The 18,133-nt window shown below is 74.0% G+C and carries 16 protein-coding genes and 1 pseudogene; 14 read left to right on the forward strand and 3 right to left on the reverse strand.

The features are described from left to right. The first annotated feature begins 68 nt into the window (after positions 1–68). From DRB89_RS34990 to DRB89_RS35000, 3 genes are read left to right on the forward strand one after another with little or no spacing between them, the layout of a single operon-like run. Positions 69–2,237, forward strand: a complete 2,169-nt coding sequence (locus tag DRB89_RS34990) for a putative cobaltochelatase (RefSeq protein WP_112449280.1) — start codon at positions 69–71, stop codon at positions 2,235–2,237. Beyond that, a complete protein-coding gene (cobO, locus tag DRB89_RS34995; protein WP_112449281.1) occupies positions 2,237–2,836 on the forward strand; it encodes a cob(I)yrinic acid a,c-diamide adenosyltransferase in 600 nt (199 codons plus the stop codon). Before DRB89_RS34990 ends, cobO begins: the two co-directional genes overlap by 1 nt. Continuing rightward, on the forward strand, positions 2,830–4,332 hold the full coding sequence (locus tag DRB89_RS35000; RefSeq protein WP_112449282.1) for a cobyrinate a,c-diamide synthase: 1,503 nt from the start codon (positions 2,830–2,832) through the stop codon (positions 4,330–4,332). The genes cobO and DRB89_RS35000 overlap by 7 nt, the downstream gene beginning before the upstream one ends. A 59-nt stretch (positions 4,333–4,391) precedes the next feature. Here DRB89_RS35000 and DRB89_RS35005 read toward each other — a convergent pair whose 3' ends face one another. Continuing rightward, on the reverse strand, positions 4,392–5,189 hold the full coding sequence (locus DRB89_RS35005; protein WP_112453496.1) for a ZIP family metal transporter: 798 nt from the start codon (positions 5,187–5,189) through the stop codon (positions 4,392–4,394). 165 nt (positions 5,190–5,354) lie between these two features. On the opposite strand from DRB89_RS35005, the gene cobC reads away from it, so the two are divergent. Continuing rightward, positions 5,355–6,779 carry an Rv2231c family pyridoxal phosphate-dependent protein CobC gene (gene cobC, locus DRB89_RS35010; protein ID WP_239516494.1) on the forward strand — a complete coding sequence of 475 codons (1,425 nt, stop codon included), beginning with the start codon at positions 5,355–5,357 and terminating at the stop codon, positions 6,777–6,779. A gap of 163 nt (positions 6,780–6,942) precedes the next feature. Further along, on the forward strand, positions 6,943–8,229 hold the full coding sequence (locus tag DRB89_RS35015) for a CapA family protein (protein ID WP_239516495.1): 1,287 nt from the start codon (positions 6,943–6,945) through the stop codon (positions 8,227–8,229). Between the two features lie 63 nt (positions 8,230–8,292). Here the strand turns inward: DRB89_RS35015 and DRB89_RS46120 are convergent, their stop codons facing one another. Beyond that, positions 8,293–8,481, reverse strand: a complete 189-nt coding sequence (locus DRB89_RS46120) for an LAETG motif-containing sortase-dependent surface protein (protein WP_275435600.1) — start codon at positions 8,479–8,481, stop codon at positions 8,293–8,295. A gap of 83 nt (positions 8,482–8,564) precedes the next feature. Between DRB89_RS46120 and DRB89_RS35020 the strand changes: the two genes are divergently transcribed. The 8 genes and pseudogenes from DRB89_RS35020 to DRB89_RS45260 form a co-directional block, all read left to right on the forward strand. Further along, positions 8,565–9,329: a dihydroorotate dehydrogenase electron transfer subunit gene (locus tag DRB89_RS35020; protein WP_239516497.1), complete on the forward strand. Its 765-nt coding sequence runs from the start codon at positions 8,565–8,567 to the stop codon at positions 9,327–9,329. Continuing rightward, positions 9,326–10,282 (forward strand): dihydroorotate dehydrogenase, encoded by a 957-nt coding sequence (locus DRB89_RS35025; RefSeq protein ID WP_239516499.1) that lies wholly within the window; start codon positions 9,326–9,328, stop codon positions 10,280–10,282. Before DRB89_RS35020 ends, DRB89_RS35025 begins: the two co-directional genes overlap by 4 nt. 245 nt (positions 10,283–10,527) lie before the next feature. After that, positions 10,528–10,851: an integration host factor gene (locus DRB89_RS35030; RefSeq protein ID WP_112452485.1), complete on the forward strand. Its 324-nt coding sequence runs from the start codon at positions 10,528–10,530 to the stop codon at positions 10,849–10,851. A gap of 61 nt (positions 10,852–10,912) precedes the next feature. Then, complete coding sequence (gmk, locus tag DRB89_RS35035) at positions 10,913–11,476, forward strand: guanylate kinase (protein ID WP_112452486.1); 564 nt, start codon at positions 10,913–10,915, stop codon at positions 11,474–11,476. Between the two features lie 69 nt (positions 11,477–11,545). Beyond that, on the forward strand, positions 11,546–11,818 hold the full coding sequence (gene rpoZ, locus DRB89_RS35040) for a DNA-directed RNA polymerase subunit omega (protein WP_004948662.1): 273 nt from the start codon (positions 11,546–11,548) through the stop codon (positions 11,816–11,818). A 134-nt stretch (positions 11,819–11,952) separates the two neighbouring features. Beyond that, complete coding sequence (gene coaBC / locus DRB89_RS35045) at positions 11,953–13,182, forward strand: bifunctional phosphopantothenoylcysteine decarboxylase/phosphopantothenate--cysteine ligase CoaBC (protein WP_112452487.1); 1,230 nt, start codon at positions 11,953–11,955, stop codon at positions 13,180–13,182. A 195-nt stretch (positions 13,183–13,377) separates the two neighbouring features. Further along, positions 13,378–14,586 (forward strand): methionine adenosyltransferase, encoded by a 1,209-nt coding sequence (metK, locus tag DRB89_RS35050; RefSeq protein ID WP_112452488.1) that lies wholly within the window; start codon positions 13,378–13,380, stop codon positions 14,584–14,586. Between the two features lie 205 nt (positions 14,587–14,791). Further along, a pseudogene (locus tag DRB89_RS45260) lies at positions 14,792–15,157 on the forward strand (primosome assembly protein PriA); the annotation flags it as partial. Here DRB89_RS45260 and DRB89_RS45265 read toward each other — a convergent pair. Then, the gene (locus DRB89_RS45265) at positions 15,131–17,134 is read right to left on the reverse strand and encodes a tRNA dimethylallyltransferase (RefSeq protein WP_343234852.1); all 2,004 of its coding nucleotides are present in this window, start codon (positions 17,132–17,134) and stop codon (positions 15,131–15,133) included. The pseudogene DRB89_RS45260 and the gene DRB89_RS45265 overlap by 27 nt on opposite strands. Here DRB89_RS45265 and DRB89_RS43355 point away from each other — a divergent pair. Beyond that, on the forward strand, positions 17,048–18,037 hold the full coding sequence (locus tag DRB89_RS43355) for a resuscitation-promoting factor (protein ID WP_239516907.1): 990 nt from the start codon (positions 17,048–17,050) through the stop codon (positions 18,035–18,037). The genes DRB89_RS45265 and DRB89_RS43355 overlap by 87 nt on opposite strands. The last annotated feature ends 96 nt before the right edge of the window (positions 18,038–18,133 follow it).

Here is an 18,133-nt window from a genome sequence, read left to right on the forward strand (position 1 = left end):
GCCCCCTTGGAGCTCCCCGCCCTCCCGCGCACGCGCATCCGTACCCGCACACAAGAAGGGGTCACCGCATGAGCACGCCCTACCCGTTCACCGCACTGGTCGGCCAGACCGACCTGCGCCTCGCGCTGCTGCTCAACGCGGTGAGCCCCGCGGTCGGCGGTGTTCTCGTGCGCGGCGAGAAGGGGACGGCCAAGTCCACGGCCGTCCGCGCCCTGTCCGCCCTGCTGCCGCAGGTGGACGTCGTCCCCGGCTGCCGGTTCAGCTGCGCGCCCGCCGCCCCGGACCCGGGCTGCCCCGACGGCCCGCACGAGCCCGGCGCCGGGTCCGCGCGGCCGGCCCGCATGGTGGAGCTGCCCGTCGGCGCCTCCGAGGACCGCCTCGTCGGCGCCCTCGACATCGAACGCGCCCTCGCCGACGGCGTGAAGGCCTTCGAGCCGGGCCTGCTGGCCGACGCGCACCGGGGCATCCTCTACGTCGACGAGGTCAACCTCCTCCACGACCACCTCATCGACCTCCTCCTCGACGCCGCCGCGATGGGCGCCTCCTACGTGGAGCGCGAGGGCGTCTCCGTACGGCACGCCGCGCGCTTCCTCCTCGTCGGCACGATGAACCCGGAGGAGGGCGAGCTGCGCCCGCAGCTGCTCGACCGGTTCGGGCTGACCGTCGAGGTCGCCGCCTCCCGCGAGCCCGTCCAGCGGGTCGAGGTCGTCCGCCGCCGGCTCGCCTACGAGGACGACCCCGCGGGCTTCGCCGGCCGCTGGGCCGGGGACGAGGAAGAGGTGCGCGCCCGGGTGGTGGCCGCCCGGGCGCTGCTCCCCCAGGTGGTTCTCGGTGACAACTCGCTGCTGCAGATCGCCGCGACCTGCGCCGGCTTCGAGGTCGACGGCATGCGCGCCGACATCGTGATGGCCCGCACCGCGACGGCGCTGGCCGCCTGGGCCGGGCGGACCGGGGTGCGCAAGGAGGACGTGCGCCAGGCCGCCCTGCTGGCGCTCCCCCACCGGCGCCGCCGCAACCCCTTCGACGCGCCGGGTCTCGACGAGGAGAAGCTGGACCGGATCCTGGACCAGTTCCCCGACGACGAGCCGGACCGGGAGCCCGATCCGGAGCCGGAGACCGAGCCCGAGGGCCCGGACGACGGCGGCCCGGACGGCGACGGCCCCGACGGCGGGGGCCCGCACGACAACGGGCCGGACGACGGGGGCCCCGACGGCGGCGGCATACCTCCACGGGACTCCGGACCCGACGCGCCCGCGACGGACGAACACCCCGAAGACCAGGCCGAGGCCGAGCCCGATCCGCGGTCCCCGGACTCCGCCCGCGGGGGCGACCCGGCCGAGCAGGCGCCCGTACGGGCCGCCGAGCCCTTCCGCACCAAGATGCTCAGCGTCCCGGGACTCGGCGAGGGGGCCTCCGGGCGGCGCTCGCGCGCCCGCACCGCCCACGGCCGCACCACCGGCGCCCAGCGCCCCCGGGGGCAGCTGACGAAGCTGCACCTGTCGGCGACCATCCACGCGGCGGCCCCGCACCAGAAGGCGCGCGGGCGCACCGGGCGCGGCCTCGTCATCCGCAAGGACGACCTGCGCCAGGCCACGCGCGAGGGCCGCGAGGGCAACCTCGTGCTCTTCGTCGTCGACGCCTCCGGATCCATGGCCGCCCGGCAGCGCATGAGCGCGGTCAAGGGCGCGGTGCTGTCCCTGCTGCTCGACGCCTACCAGCGCCGGGACAAGGTCGGCCTGATCACCTTCCGCGGCGCGACGGCCGAACTGGCCCTGCCGCCCACCTCCTCCGTCGACGCCGCCGCGGCCCGGCTGGAGAAGCTGCCGACCGGCGGCCGCACCCCGCTCGCCGCCGGGCTGCTCAAGGCCCACGAGGTGCTGCGGATCGAGCGGCTGCGGGACCCGAGCCGGCGGCCGCTGCTCGTCGTCGTCACCGACGGGCGGGCCACCTCGGCCGGCACGGCGGGCGGCGCCGCGGGCGGACGGCCGGAAGGCACGCCGCGGGAGCTCGCCGGGCGCAGCGCCCGGCTGCTGGCGGCCGGCGGGGTCGCCTCCGTGGTCGTGGACTGCGAGTCGGGGCCGGTCCGGCTGGGGCTGGCCGGTGAACTGGCCGCCGACCTGGGCGGCCCGGCCGTCACCCTCGACGGGCTCCGCGCCGACTCGCTGGCCGGACTCGTGAAGGCCGGACTCATCAAGAGCGTACGTACCCCATCCCCGACCCTCAGGAGGGCCGCGTAATGCCGCAGGGACAGCCGTCCGTCGTTCCGGAAGACGGACTCACGACGCGTCAGCGCCGCAACCGCCCGCTCGTCTTCGTCCACACCGGCCCGGGCAAGGGCAAGTCGACGGCGGCCTTCGGGCTGGCGCTGCGCGCCTGGAACCAGGGCTGGCCGATCGGGGTGTTCCAGTTCGTCAAGTCGGCGAAGTGGAAGGTCGGCGAGGAGAACGCGCTCAAGGTGCTCGGCGCCTCGGGCGAGGGCGGTTCCGTCGTCTGGCACAAGATGGGCGAGGGCTGGTCCTGGGTCCAGCGCGACGCGCAGCTCGACAACGAGCAGGCCGCCAAGGAGGGCTGGGAGCAGGTCAAGCGCGACCTGGCCGCCGAGACGCACAAGCTGTACGTGCTGGACGAGTTCGCGTACCCGATGCACTGGGGCTGGATCGACGTGGACGAGGTCATCGAGGTGCTCCGCAACCGTCCCGGTACGCAGCACGTGGTGATCACCGGGCGCAACGCGCCGGAGAAGCTGGTGGAGTTCGCGGACCTCGTCACCGAGATGACCAAGGTCAAGCACCCGATGGACGCCGGCCAGAAGGGCCAGAAGGGCATCGAGTGGTGACTTCGTTCAACGTCCCGCGGCTGGTCATCGCCGCGCCGTCGTCCGGCAGCGGCAAGACCACCGTCGCGACGGGCCTGATGGCGGCCTTCTCGGAGCGCGGCCTCGCCGTGTCCCCGCACAAGGCCGGGCCCGACTACATAGACCCCGGCTACCACGCGCTGGCCACGGGCCGGCCGGGGCGCAATCTGGACGCCTTCATGTGCGGGCCGCAGCTGGTGGCCCCGCTGTTCGCGCACGGGGCCGCCGGCGCGGACCTGGCCGTCATCGAAGGCGTGATGGGGCTCTACGACGGGGCCGCGGGGCGGGGTGAACTGGCGTCGACGGCCCAGGTCGCGAAGTTGCTGCGGGCGCCGGTGGTCCTCGTCGTCGACGCGTCCTCGCAGTCGCGTTCGGTGGCGGCGCTGGTGCACGGCTTCGCCTCGTTCGACCCGCAGGTGCGGCTCGGCGGCGTGATCTTGAACAAGGTCGGCTCCGACCGGCACGAGGTGATGCTGCGCGAGGCGCTGGAGGAGGCGGGGATGCCGGTGCTCGGCGTCCTGCGCCGGGCTCCGCAGGTGGCCGCGCCGTCCCGGCACCTCGGCCTGGTGCCGGTGGCCGAGCGGCGGCGCGACGCGGTCGCCTCGGTGGCGGCGCTGGCGGAACAGGTCCGCCAGGGCTGCGACCTGGAGGCCCTGATGGCCCTGGCCCGGACGGCCCCGCCGCTGGCCTGCGAGGCCTGGTCGCCGGAGAGTCCGGCCGCGTCTGCGGCTGCGGCTGCGTCGGCGGATGCAGGTCCGGCCGCGTCTGCGGCTGCGGCTGCGTCGGCGGATGCAGGTCCGGCTGCGGCTGCGGCTGCGGCTGAGACTGCGACTGCGGCGCTGGGTTCGGGGCGGAGCTCCGGTGGCGGCGCCGCACCTGTCATCGCCGTGGCCGGCGGGGCCGCCTTCACGTTCTCGTACGCCGAGCACGCGGAGCTGCTCACGGCCGCCGGGGCGGAGGTCGTCACCTTCGACCCCTTGCGCGACGAGGAACTCCCGCCCGGCACCGCGGGCCTGGTGATCGGCGGCGGGTTTCCCGAGGTCTACGCACCGGAGCTGTCCGCGAACGAGCCGCTGCGCAAGGCCGTGGCCGGCTTCGCCGCGGCCGGCGGCCCGGTGGCCGCCGAGTGCGCGGGGCTGCTGTACCTGGCCCGTTCGCTGGACGGGAAGCCCATGTGCGGGGTGCTCGACGCCGACGCGCGCATGTCGGAGCGGCTCACGCTCGGCTACCGCGAGGCGGTCGCGGTGTCCGACAGCGTCCTCGCACCGGCCGGAACCCGGCTGCGCGGGCACGAGTTCCACCGGACGGTGATCGAACCCGGCGCCGGCGCGGCGCCCGCCTGGGGGTTCACGCATCCCGAGCGCCGGGTCGAGGGCTTCGTGCAGGGCGGGGTGCACGCCAGCTACCTGCACACGCACTGGGCGGCGGAGCCGTCCGTGGCCGTGCGGTTCGCCGAGGCCGCGGCGGCGCATCGGTGAGGAGCGGGCACGCCGCCGTCCGTCCGGGCCGGCCCGGGCGGACGGCCCGGCCGGTACGGTCAGTCCGCGAGGCCGACCACCAGCCAGATCCCGGCCACCCCGCCCACGGTGCACATCAGCGTGGACAGCGCGGGGTGCTTGTGGTGCGCCTCGGGCAGGATCTCGGCGGCGGCCAGATACAGCAGGACGCCTCCGAAGAAGCCCAGGTACGCGCCGAGGGGTTCCTCCGGAAGGGTGAACAGCAAAGTGGACGCTGCGCCGACGACGGGGGCCACGGCGTCCGCGAAGAGCATCAGCAGCGCCTTGCGGCGGGCGTTCCCGTACAGCCGGGTGAGCGTGTACGTGTTGAACCCGTCGGCGAAGTCGTGGGTGATCACGGCCAGCGCCACGGCGACGCCCATCCCGCCGCCGACCTGGAACGCGGCGCCGAGGGCCACTCCGTCGGCGAGGCTGTGGCCGACCATGGCGGCGGCCGCCGTCAGGCCGACCTGGGGGACCCGGCCGCCGTGCTCCTCGTGGGCGTGCCCGTGCGCGTACGCGTGGTCGCCCGCGGCCCCGCCGTCGCCGCCCCCATCGCCGTTGCGGCCCCCGTGCGCGGCCTGGCGGACCGCCAGCAGGCGCTCCGCGCAGTGCGCGACGAGGAACCCGCCGACGAAGAGCAGCAGGGCGAGCGGGACGCCGAACACCTCGTCCCCGGCCGCGCGCATGGCCTCCGGGAGCAGGTCGAGGCCCACGACGCCGAGCATCAGCCCGCCGGCCAGGCCCAGCACGAGGTGGCGGCGGTCGGTGACGCGCTGCGCCGTCCATCCGCCCGCCAGGGTCATCAGGAACGCGCCCAACGCCACGATCACGGCCATGTGCCCCTGCATACCGATTCCGCGGCGCCCGCGCACTTCCGCGCACGGGTGGCGGACCACGGCCGGTTGACGGACACGACGACCCGAGCAGAACCACGACGACAAGCACGACGAGCACGACGAGCACGACGACGACCGACGACAACCGAGAGCGGCTGAGAACGGGTGAACCTGGTGGGCGAGTACGCGACGCAGCTGGTGGTCGGGGTCGGCGGCCGCGCGGGGGTGTCCGTGGCGGAGGTCTGCTCCCTGGTGGAGGAGACCCTGCGCGGCGCCGGGCTGTCGACGCAGGCGGTGACGGCCCTGGCCACGGTGGAGGCGAAGGCCGTGGAGGCGGGGATCGCCGGTGCGGCGGAACGTTTCGGCGTGCCGCTGCTGAGCTACTCCGCCGACCTGCTGGCCTCGATCCCGGTGCCGCACCCCTCGGACGCGGTGCAGGGCGCCGCCGGGACCCCGTCGGTGGCGGAGGCCGCCGCGCTCGCCGGGGGCGGGGAACTCCTCGTACCCAAGCGTCGGTCGGTGGCGGCCACCTGCGCGGTCGCGACGGCCCACACGCACGACCTGCGCCACCACGGGGACGCGGAGGTGGCGGGCACGGGCGCGGCGCTGGTCGATCTCGCGGTGAACGTACGGGCGCACACGCCGCCGGAGTGGCTGAAGGCCCGGATCGCGGCTTCGCTCGACGTCCTGTCCGCGTATCCCGACGGCCGCTCGGCCCGCGCGGCGGTGGCCCTGCGCCACGGGCTGCCCGTCGAGCGGGTCCTGCTGACGGCGGGGGCCGCGGAGGCGTTCGTACTGATCGCGCGGGCCCTGGGAGCCACCCGGCCCGTGGTGGTGCACCCGCAGTTCACCGAGCCGGAGGCGGCCCTGCGCGACGCGGGCCACCGGGTGGAGCGGGTGGTGCTGCGCGCGGCGGACGGCTTCCGCCTGGACCCGGCGGCCGTGCCGCAGGACGCCGACCTCGTGGTCGTCGGGAACCCGACCAACCCGACCTCGGTCCTGCACCCGGCGGCCACGCTGGCCGCGCTGGCCCGGCCCGGGCGGATCCTGGTGGTCGACGAGGCGTTCATGGACGCGGTCCCGGGCGAGCGGGAGGCACTGGCCGGGCGGACCGACATACCGGGTCTCGTCGTGCTGCGGAGCCTGACCAAGACCTGGGGGCTGGCCGGGCTGCGCATCGGCTACGTGCTGGCCGAGCCGCAGGTGATCGCGAAGCTGTCGGCGGCCCAGCCGCTGTGGCCGGTGTCCACGCCGGCGCTGGTGGCGGCCGAGGCCTGCGTGGCCCCGGCGGCGCTGGCGGAGGCGGAGGCCGCGGCCCGGCAGATCGCGGTGGACCGGGAGCACCTCCTCGCCGGGCTCGCGGAGTTCGAGGAGGTCTCGGTGGCGGGCACGGCGGCGGGGCCGTTCGTGCTGATCCGGATCGAGGGCGCCATGGAGGTCCGCACCCGCCTGCGCGCGCTGGGCTTCGCCGTCCGCCGGGGCGACACCTTCCCGGGCCTGGACCGCTCCTGGCTGCGCCTGGCGGTCCGCGACCGCGCGACCACGGGCCGCCTCCTGCAGGCGCTCGACCTGGCCCTCGCGGCCCGCTGACCTCCGGGTCCCGTCGCGCCGGGCCCGCCCGCCCGGCGGGCCGGGGCGCCCGGGCGCATCACCCGAACGGCCCGCTCCGCCCGGGTGGGCATGGCGGGGGCGGCGGCGGTGCGCCAGGATCGTCGCAGGCACTGGCCGGCTTGTGACCCCGGGGGGTACGGGGATGAAGCGGCTCGGCAGGACGGGCAGGACAGCCGCGGTCGCGGCCGGGCTGGCCCTCGTGGGGGGCGCGGCGTACGGCATACCGCACCTCACCGGCGGGGAGGGCGGCGCGGCCGCCGAGCAGCGGCTGGGGGCGAAGCCGGGACCCGCGGTGAGCCCGAGTCCGAGCGCTAGCCCGATGCAGAGCCCGAGCGCGACGCAGAGCCCGGGCGCGACGCAGAGCCCGGGCGGCGCCGTCGCCACCGCGGCCGTCGGCGGGAGGCCGTTCACCCTCGTCGGGACCGGCGACATCATCCCCTACCCGTCGATCGTCCGGCGGGCCGCCGACGATTCCGCGGAGACGGGCGGACACGACTTCCGGAAGATCCTCGCCGGGGTCAGGCCCATCGTCTCCGCCGCGGACCTGGCCGTGTGCCACCACGAGATACCGTACGGCCGACCCGGCGGCCCCTACACCGGATATCCCCTGTTCAAGGCCCCGCACCAACTGGCCGACGCCCTCAAGGACACGGGCTACGACAGCTGTTCCACCGCCTCGAACCACACCCTGGACGCCGGGTACGAAGGCCTCGTCCGCGTCCTCGACAACCTGGACCGCGTCGGCGTCCGCCACGTGGGCTCGGCCCGCAGCGCCGAGGAGGCGAAGGCCCCCGCGCTGCTCGAAGCCGGCGGCGCCAAGGTCGCCCAGCTGGACTACACGTACGGGACGAACGGCATCCCGCTCCCCGCCGACAAGCCCTGGGCCGTGAACCTGATCGACCAGGACCGGATCGTCTCCGACGCCCGCGCCGCGCGCGCGGCCGGCGCGAACGTCGTGGTCCTCAGCGTCCACTGGGGCTCCGAGTGGCAGACGGCGCCCGACACCCGGCAACTGGACCTGGCCCGCGCGCTGACCGCGTCGCGCGGGGCGGACGGCCTCCCCGACATCGACCTGATCCTCGGCACCCACAACCACGTGCCGCAGCCCTACGAGAAGATCAACGGCACGTGGGTGGTCTACGGCATGGGCGACCAGATGGCCAGCTTCTACGAGGCCGACAAGGCCCGGGGCAACATGTCCTCGATCCCCCGCTTCACCTTCGCCCCGTCGGCCGCCCATCCGGGCCGGTGGGACGTGGTGAAGGCCGAATACCTCACGCAGTACTCGGACATGCGGCCGCCGTTCCGCGTCGTCTGCGCCTCGTGCGATTCCTCGGACAGCACGTACGCCGCCGCCGACCGCGAGGTGACGAAGGCCGTGATGTCGCGCGGAGCCGCCGAGCAGGGACTGACGCGCGCCACCCGATGACGCGACGGGGCGACGGGGCAGGGCGGGACGGCCCGGTACCGGACGCGGCGGGGCGGGGCGGCGCTACGAAGCCCTGCCGCGCCGGGTCACCACCAGGGCCGCCGCCCCGAAGCCGAGCAGGATCAGCGCTCCGCCCGTCACGTACGGGGTGAGCGACCCGCCTCCGGTCTCGGCGAGGTTGGCCTCGGTGCCCGAGGTGGACGAGGCACCTGTCTCATGAGCTCGAAAATATGTAGTGGAGACAGCCCCCAGTACAGACCACGGCCACCATCCGGCGGATCACGCCCGTCGGGGCCTACCACCACCTCGTCCTGGACGCCCCCGGCGTCACGGGGGTGCGCCCCGGCCACTTCGGCGCCCTCGCCATCGGCGGCCCGGATGCGAGCACACTGCTCCGCCGAGCCTTCTCCATCCACCGCGCCGACCCCGACGAGGGCACCGTCGAGTTCGTCTTCGCCGAGGCCGGCCGGGGGACCAGGGCGCTGGCCCGCCGCCGGCCCGGCGACACCGTCGACCTCATCGCCCCCCTCGGGACCCCCTTCCCCCTCCCCGACGGCCCGGTCCGCGCGGTCCTGGTCGCCGGCGGCTACGGCAGCGCCCCGATGTTCGCCCTCGCCGAGGAGATACGGCGCCGCGGCGGCCGCGTCGCCTTCGTGCTCGGCGCTTCCACCGCCGACCGCCTGTTCGGAACCGACCGTGCCGAGGCCCTCTCCGAGCACGTGTACGTCGTCACCGACGACGGGTCGGCCGGCCGCGCGGGCCGGGTCACGGACCTGCTCCCCGAGGCCATCGCGGCGATCGGCGCCACCGAGGTCCACTCCTGCGGGCCGATGGGCATGCTCAAGGCCGTCACGGAGATCGCCGCCGCCGCCGGCGCGGCCAGTCACACCGCCGTGGAGGAGGCCATGGCCTGTGGCATCGGGATCTGCATGAGCTGCGTCCTGCCCGTGACCGGCCCCGACGGCGTCGCCCGTTTTCTTCGCTCCTGCACATCCGGCCCCGTTTTCGACGGCACCACCGTCCGCTGGGACGAGGTGGGGACCTTGCCCGAAGACCTCGAGGGCGCCGGTGCCATGACCCCGAAGGCGGGCACGCGGTGAACCCCGAAGACGTCGACATGTCGGCACCGCTGGGTGCCCGCGTCACCCTCCCCAACCCCGTCTCCACTGCCTCGGGCTGCGCCGGCTACGGCCGCGAGCTGCACCGCTTCACCCCCCTCGGCGAGCTCGGCACCATCACCACCAAGACCGTGATGCCGTACGTGCGCTCGGGCCGTCCCGCTCCGCGCATGGCCGAGACCCCCAGCGGCATGCTGAACTCGATCGGGCTCCAGGGCTCCGGCATCGACCACTTCGTCGAGCACGAGCTGCCCTGGCTGGCCGAGCGCGGGGCGCGGGTGCTCGTATCGGTCGCGGGGGAGCGCGCGGAGGAGTTCGCCGAGGCGGCGGCAAGGCTGACCGGGCAGCCCGGCGTGGTCGGCATCGAGGTCAACATCTCCTGCCCCAACGTCGCGAGCCGCGGCCTCGTCTTCGCCTGTGACGCCGACGCCTCGTACGAGGTGGTCAAGGCCGTCAAGGCGGCGGCCGATCCCGCGCTGCCCGTCTACGCCAAGCTGACGCCCGATGTGACCCGGATCACCGATGTCGCGGCGGCCTGCGCGGACGCGGGCGCCGACGGGCTCTCGATGATCAACACCGTGCTCGGCATGGCCATCGACACCGACACGATGCGCCCGGCCCTCGCCGGGGTCACCGGGGGGCTGTCCGGGCCCGCGATCCGGCCCGTCGCCGTCCGCTGCGTCTTCCAGGTCCACGCGGCGATGCTGGCGGGCGGCGTCCGGCGGGTCCCCATCCTCGGCATGGGCGGGATCGCCTCCGGCCGGGACGCGCTGGAGTTCGTCCTCGCCGGGGCTTCCGGGGTGGCGGTCGGCACCGCGCTGTTCAACGATCCGTCCGCGCCGCTGAGGATCCGCGACGACCTGCGTTCGGCGCTCGCCGCACGTGGAATCGGGGCGTTCGAGGACGCCGTCGGGCTCGCTCATCGCACTGTCTGACGAAATTCGAACGTCTTCCACCGGACAAAACAGGGGTAGTTTGTCCGTGATGTACGGTTCAGTGGAGGCTGACCAGGACTTTTCGTCCGTTCTCGCTGACGGGAGCGGTCATGGCCGCTAGTCTCCGACCAGAGTGAACGAGCAGTGATCGAGCAACACCGCTGTTCGGGCGCTTCCCTGGTGTGGTGCCCTCAAGCTCCCCACCGGTCCGTATCCGACAGTTCGACATCCGAGGTGACGTAGGCGTGGCTCTTCCGCCCCTTACCCCTGAACAGCGCGCAGCAGCGCTCGAAAAGGCCGCCGCGGCTCGCCGGGAGCGGGCCGAGGTGAAGAATCGACTCAAGCACTCCGGCGCCTCCCTCCAAGACGTCATCAAGACGGGCCAGGAGAATGACGTCATCGGCAAGATGAAGGTCTCCGCACTTCTGGAGTCCCTGCCTGGCGTCGGCAAGGTGCGCGCCAAGCAGATCATGGAGCGCCTCGGCATCTCCGAGTCCCGGCGTGTCCGAGGTCTCGGTTCCAACCAGATCGCTTCTCTGGAGCGTGAGTTCGGCACTCCTGCCGGCTGACGCGCCGCCTGAAGTGCGACCGGCGTTCTCAGGCAGTCCCGAGAAGCTGGATAATCGCTCTATGGCAGCAGAGGTTCGTCCGCGGCTGACCGTGCTCTCCGGCCCTTCGGGGGTCGGCAAGAGCACGGTCGTCGCGCATATGCGCAAGGTTCACCCCGAGGTCTGGCTCTCGGTTTCGGCCACCACCCGCAAGCCGCGGCCCGGTGAGCGACACGGAGTCCAGTACTTCTTCGTCAACGACGACGAGTTCGACAAGCTGATCGCCAATGGCGAGCTGCTGGAGTGGGCCGAGTTCGCGGGCAACCGCTACGGCACACCCCGCGGCGCAGTGCTGGAACGCCTGGAGAACGGCGAACCGGTCCTGCTGGAGATCGATCTCCAGGGCGCCCGGCTGGTCCGGGATTCGATGTCCGAGGCACAGCTGGTCTTCCTGGCGCCTCCGAGTTGGGACGAGCTGGTTCGCCGGCTCACCGGTCGGGGCACCGAATCGGCGGAGGTCATCGAGCGGAGGCTCGGCACCGCGAAGATCGAACTGGCTGCCGAATCCGAGTTCGATACCACCCTGGTCAACACCTCGGTCGAGGATGTGGCGCGCGAGCTGCTAACCTTGATGAATGTTGTTTGATCGTTGATCGATGTTCAGTCGATCGGTGTTCCTCAACTGATCTTTCAACCCATCTTCGGAAGGTAGAGCGTGTCCTCTTCCATTACTGCGCCCGAGGGCATCATCAACCCGCCGATCGACGAGCTGCTCGAGGCCACGGACTCGAAGTACAGCCTCGTGATCTACGCGGCCAAGCGTGCCCGTCAGATCAATGCGTACTACTCGCAGCTCGGTGAGGGCCTGCTCGAGTACGTCGGCCCGCTGGTGGACACCCACGTCCACGAGAAGCCGCTTTCGATCGCGCTGCGCGAGATCAACGCGGGTCTGCTGACCTCCGAGGCCATCGAGGCCCCGGCTCAGTAAGGCACGAGTTTTTCCTTCACCACAGGCCCGGCAGAACATCTGCCGGGCCTGTGGTGTGTCATAGGTGTCACAGGTGTGGGCGTCACGGGGTCGGTACAGGTCCAGGTCCAGGTCCATCCGAAGGGGCGTGTGTGGTGGGTAAGCCGAAGGTCGTACTCGGAGTCAGCGGCGGGATCGCCGCCTACAAGGCGTGCGAGCTGCTGCGCCGGCTGACCGAGTCGGGACACGACGTGCGGGTGGTGCCCACGGCGGCGTCGCTGAACTTCGTCGGCGAGGCCACCTGGGCCGCCCTCTCGGGCAACCCGGCGTCCACCGAGGTCTGGGAGACCGTCCACGAGGTGCCGCACGTGCGCATCGGGCAGTCCGCCGACCTCGTCGTCGTCGCCCCGGCCACCGCCGACATGCTGGCCAAGTCCGCCCACGGGCTCGCGGACGACCTGCTCACCAACACCCTGCTCACCGCACGTTGCCCGGTGGTGTTCGCACCCGCGATGCACACCGAGATGTGGGAGCACCCGGCCACCCAGGAGAACGTGGCCACGCTGCGCCGGCGCGGCGCCGTCGTCATCGAGCCGGCCGTCGGCCGGCTCACCGGCAAGGACACCGGCAAGGGGCGGCTGCCCGACCCCGAGGAGATCTTCGAGGTCTGCCGCGGCGTCCTGCGCAGGGGCGCCCTGCCGGGCGGCACGGGCGGGCCCGACCTCGCCGGCCGGCACGTGGTGATCAGCGCGGGCGGCACGCGGGAGCCGCTGGACCCGGTCCGCTTCCTCGGCAACCGCTCCTCCGGCAAGCAGGGCTACGCGCTGGCCCGCACCGCCGTCGCGCGCGGGGCCCGGGTCACCCTGGTCTCCGCCAACGCCGCGCTCGCCGACCCGGCCGGGGTGGACGTCGTACGGGTCGGGACGGCCCTGCAGCTGCGCGAGGCCGTGCTCAAGGCGGCCGCGGACGCCGACGCCGTGGTGATGGCCGCCGCCGTGGCCGATTTCCGGCCGGCGCGGTACGCGGACGGGAAGATCAAGAAGAAGGACGGGCAGGAGCCCGATCCGGTCGCCCTCGTGCGCAATCCCGACGTCCTCGCCGAGATCTCCGCCGACCGGGCCCGGGAGGGGCAGGTCGTCGTCGGATTCGCCGCCGAGACCGACGACGTACTCGCCAACGGGCGCGCCAAACTCATCCGAAAGGGGTGCGACCTCCTCGTGGTGAACGAAGTGGGAGAGACCAAGACCTTCGGTTCCGAGGAGAACGAGGCGGTCGTCCTTGCCTCCGACGGGACCGAGACCTCCGTCCCTTACGGTCCGAAGGAAGCACTCGCGGACGTGATTTGGGACCAGGTCGCACCGCGCATCGGAACGCGACGCGCCTGAGCGGTGCCTCTTCTCCCCGGCAATTCCTTGCGTCAGAATGGAGTGCCGCAGGTCACACGCCTCCCACAGGGCGAGACGGGTGGTCCAGCGCACGGTGGCGACCGATAAACTGCATCCGGAACGTGATCGGGCGCAGCCTCCGATGTGGTTCCGCCAATGATTCAGCCAGCAGCCGCTGCAACCCCAGGGAGCGTTGTGTCCCGTCGCCTTTTCACCTCGGAGTCCGTGACCGAGGGTCACCCCGACAAGATCGCTGACCAGATCAGCGACACCATCCTCGACGCGCTCCTCACCGAGGACCCGACCTCGCGCGTGGCCGTGGAGACCCTCATCACCACCGGTCTCGTGCACATCGCGGGAGAGGTGACGACGAAGGCGTACGCGCCGATCGCGCAGCTCGTCCGCGACAAGATCCTGGAGATCGGCTACGACTCCTCGAAGAAGGGCTTCGACGGCGCCTCCTGCGGCGTGTCGGTGTCCATCGGCGCGCAGTCCCCGGACATCGCGCAGGGCGTCGACACCGCCTACGAGAAGCGCGTCGAGGGCGATGAGGACGAGCTCGACAAGCAGGGCGCCGGCGACCAGGGCCTGATGTTCGGCTACGCCTGCGACGAGACCCCCGAGCTGATGCCGCTGCCGATCCACATCGCGCACCGGCTCTCCAAGCGGCTGTCCGAGGTCCGCAAGAACGGGACCATCCCGTACCTGCGTCCCGACGGCAAGACCCAGGTCACCATCGAGTACGACGGCGACAAGGCCGTCCGCCTCGACACCGTCGTCGTGTCCTCGCAGCACGCCGCGGACATCGACCTGGACTCGCTGCTGGCTCCGGACATCCGCGAGTTCGTCGTCGAGTACGTGCTGTCGCAGCTCGTCGAGGACGGCATCAAGCTGGAGACCGAGGGCTACCGGCTGCTGGTCAACCCGACCGGGCGCTTCGAGATCGGCGGCCCGATGGGCGACGCCGGTCTGACCGGCCGCAAGATCATCATCGACACGTACGGCGGCATGGCCCGCCACGGCGGCGGCGCCTTCTCGGGCAAGGACCCGTCCAAGGTCGACCGCTCCGCCGCGTACGCCATGCGCTGGGTCGCGAAGAACGTCGTCGCCGCGGGCCTCGCCTCGCGCTGCGAGGTCCAGGTCGCGTACGCGATCGGCAAGGCCGAGCCCGTCGGCCTGTTCGTCGAGACCTTCGGCACCCACAAGGTGGACGTGCAGAAGATCGAGGACGCGATCGGCCAGGTCTTCGACCTGCGTCCCGCCGCGATCATCCGCGACCTCGACCTGCTCCGCCCGATCTACGCCCAGACCGCCGCGTACGGCCACTTCGGCCGCGAGCTGCCGGACTTCACCTGGGAGCGCACCGACCGCGTCGACGCGCTGCGCGCCGCCGTCGGCCTCTAAGCACCAGAGCCCGTGACGCGAGGCCCCGGACCCCACGGTCCGGGGCCTCGCGCGTGCCCGTGGGAAAGCGGGCGGGCGCGGCCGGATCCGGCCGCTGTCGGTGGGGTTTGGTAAGAATGCGGGTGTGAGCAGCACGAACGAAACCGGGCAGCGGGGCGGGGACGGGCCCGGCGGCCCGCCGGAGCAGCTCGCGCTGATGCGGGAGATGGTCGCCGAGGCGAAGGCCAAGGCGCCCAAGGCCAAACCGCGGACCTGGCGCGGAGCCGCCGTCGCCGAGGACCTGCCCGTCGCCCGCGTCCTCGTGAACAAGGGCGTGCTCCACCTCGACCGGCTCTTCGACTACGCGGTTCCCGCCGAGCTCTCCGAGTCCGCCCGGCCGGGCGTCCGCGTCCGGGTCCGCTTCGGCGCCGGATCCCACCGCGTCCACGGCGGCCGCCGGGAGGGCGGCGGGCTCATCGACGGCTTCGTCGTCGAGCGCCGCGCCGAATCCGACTACGACGGCGCGCTCGCGGCCCTCGCCCAGGTCGTCTCGCCCGAGGTCGTCCTAGGCCCCCGCATGCTCGCCCTGGCCCGCGCCGTGGCCGACCGGTACGCCGGCAGCCTCGCCGACGTGCTCCAGCTCGCGCTGCCCGCGCGCAGCGCCCGCGCCGAGGCCAAGCCGTCCCCCGAACCGCTGCCCCCGCCCGCCGCGCCCGAGCCCGCGGGCTGGGAGCGGTACGGATCGGGCCCCGCCTTCCTGCGGGCCCTGGCCACCGGCGGAGTCCCGCGCGCCGTGTGGACCGCGCTGCCCGGCCCCGGCTGGGCCGACGAACTGGCCCGCGCCATGGCCGCGACCCTGGCCTCCGGCCGCGGGGCCCTCGCCGTGGTCCCCGACGGGCGCACCGCGGCCCGCGTCGACGCCGCCCTGACCGCCCTGCTCGGCGAGGGCCGGCACGCGCTGCTGACCGCCGAGTCGGGGCCCGAGAAGCGCTACCGGCAGTGGCTCGCCGTCAGCCGGGGATCGGTGCGGGCCGTCGTCGGCACCCGGGCCGCGATGTTCGCGCCCGTACGGGACCTCGGACTGGTCGCGATCTGGGACGACGGCGACTCCAGCCACAGCGACGACCGCGCCCCCTTCCCGCACGTCCGGGAGGTGCTGGAGCTGCGCGCGGTCACCGACGGCTGCGCCTTCCTGGCCGGGAGCACCAGTTGCACGGTGGAGGCCGCGCAGCTCGTCGAGTCCGGCTGGGCCCGGCCGCTGGCCGCCGACCGGGAGACGGTACGGACGTACGCGCCCCGGATCCGGACCGTCGGCGACGAACTGCTCGCCCGGGACGGCGCGGCGCGGACCGCGCGGCTGCCGAGCCTGGCGTGGGAGACCGTGCGGGAGGGTCTCAAGACCGGGCCCGTCCTCGTCCAGGTTCCCCGGCGGGGCTACGTGCCCCGCCTGGCGTGCGAGCGGTGCCGCACGCCGGCCCGCTGCACGGTCTGCGCGGGGCCGCTGGAGGCCCCCGACGAGCGGGACCTGCACTGCGGCTGGTGCGGGCGCCAGGAGAGCGCCTGGCACTGCGAGGAGTGCGGGTCGTTCCGGCTGCGGGCCCAGGTGGTCGGCGCCCGGCGCACCGCGGAGGAGCTGGGGCGTGCGTTTCCGGCGGTGCCGGTACGGACCTCCGGGCGCGACCACGTCCTGGACGAGGTGCCGGACCGGCCCGCGCTGGTCGTGTGCACGCCCGGCGCGGAGCCGGTCGCGGCGGGCGCCGGGTACGCGGCGGCGCTGCTGCTGGACGGCTGGGCCATGCTGACCCGGCCCGATCTGCGGGCGGGCGAGGACGCGCTGCGGCGCTGGATCGCGGCGGCCTCGCTGGTGCGGGGCGAGGGGCAGGTCGTGGTGGTGGCGGAGCCGACCCTGAGGCCGGTCCAGGCGCTGGTGCGGTGGGACCCCGTCGGGCACGCGGTGCGGGAGCTCGCGGAGCGGTCGCAGCTGGGCTTCCCGCCGGTCTCGCGGATGGCGGCGGTGGCGGGGCAGGATCGCCGGCGCGGCGGCCGGGTCGGCGCCGGCGAGCCGGGCGTGCAGGGCGCCGGGGCCGCGCAGGGGGGCCTCGGCCTCCAGCCGGGCCAGGACCTCGGGGTCGGTCCCGGGGAAGTCCATCGCGTCGAGCGCGCCGCGCACGTACAGGCCGGACCCGCCGACGAGGACCGGCGTACGGCCCTGGGCGAGCAGCGCGTCGATCTCGGCGCGGGCCAGGCCCCGGTCCCCGCCCCCGCAGGCATCGGCACCGGCACCGGACGCCGCAGGGGCCGGCTCGACACGGTGCCCCCGCCGGCCGGGCCCGCCAGCGGCCCCCGCACCCGGCGCCGCCGGGGCGCCGCCGGGGCGCCCCGCGACAGCTGGCGCCGGATCGTGCCCCAGGCCCTCGTCGTCGCCTTCCTCGCCGGCGGCACCACCGCCTTCGTCGCCGCCGACAAGGCCGTACGCCTCACCGTGGACGGGGTCCCGCAGACCCTGCACACCTTCGCCGACGACGTCGACGCACTGCTCGCCGCCGAAGGCCTCGGCGTCGGCCCCCACGACCTCGTCGCCCCGGCCAGGGGAGAGGCGCTCGACGACGGCGACGAGATCGTCGTCCGCTACGGCCGCCCGCTGCGCCTGACCCTCGACGGAGAGCACCGCGACGTGTGGACCACGGCCCGCACCGTGGACGGCGCGCTGCGCCAGTTCGGCATCCGCGCCGAGGGCGCCCACCTCTCCGCCCCCCGCACCGCCCCCGTCCCGCGCACCGGCCTCGCCCTCGCCGTCCGCACCGAACGCAGCATCACCTTCATGGCAGACGGCCGCGAGAGCCTCGTCCGCACCAACGCCGCCACCGTCCGCGAAGCCCTCGACCAGGCCGGGATCACGCTCCGCGGCCAGGACACCACCTCCGTGCCCCCCGGCGCCTTCCCGCGCGACGGCCAGACCGTCACCGTCCTGCGCATCACCGGCACCCGCGAGATCCGCGAGGAGCGCATCCCGTACGAGACCGAGAAGGTCAAGGACGCCTCCCTCTTCGCCGGCACCGAGGTCGTGGAGCGCTCCGGGCGCCCGGGGGCCCGCCGGGTCACCTACAGCCTGCGCACCGTCAACGGGGTCGGGCAAAAGCCCCGCCGCATCGCCGAGGAGACCGTCCGCGAACCCGTCGACCAGCTCGTCAAGGTGGGCACCAAGCCGCTGCCGAACTCCGTCGCCGGCGCCGACGGCCTGGACTGGGGCGCGCTGGCCCGCTGCGAATCCGGCGGGCGGCCCGCCGCCACCGACCCCTCGGGGACCTACGGGGGCCTCTACCAGTTCGACGTACGGACCTGGCAGTCCCTCGGCGGCAGCGGCCGCCCGCAGGACGCGCCGGGCCCGGAACAGACGTACCGCGCCAAGAAGCTCTACGTGCAGCGGGGGGCGAGTCCGTGGCCGCACTGCGGCCGTACCCTTTATCGGTGAGCACAGCAGAGCAGCAGCCCGAGTCCGAGCATCCCGAGACCTCGTCCGAGGCCTCGCCCGAGGCCACCTCCGCGCCCGAGGCCTCCGCCCTCCTCG

Source organism: Streptomyces sp. ICC4 (genome assembly GCF_003287915.1).
In the GTDB taxonomy this organism is placed as follows: domain Bacteria; phylum Actinomycetota; class Actinomycetes; order Streptomycetales; family Streptomycetaceae; genus Streptomyces; species Streptomyces tritrimontium.

Coding starts and splice junctions, on each gene's coding strand:
- DRB89_RS34990 (WP_112449280.1), top strand. CDS start 69: ATGAGCACGCCCTACCCGTTCACCGCACTGGTCGGCCAGACCGACCTG.
- DRB89_RS35015 (WP_239516495.1), top strand. CDS start 6,943: ATGAAGCGGCTCGGCAGGACGGGCAGGACAGCCGCGGTCGCGGCCGGG.
- DRB89_RS35005 (WP_112453496.1), bottom strand. CDS start 5,189: ATGGCCGTGATCGTGGCGTTGGGCGCGTTCCTGATGACCCTGGCGGGC.
- cobO (WP_112449281.1), top strand. CDS start 2,237: ATGCCGCAGGGACAGCCGTCCGTCGTTCCGGAAGACGGACTCACGACG.
- gmk (WP_112452486.1), top strand. CDS start 10,913: ATGGCAGCAGAGGTTCGTCCGCGGCTGACCGTGCTCTCCGGCCCTTCG.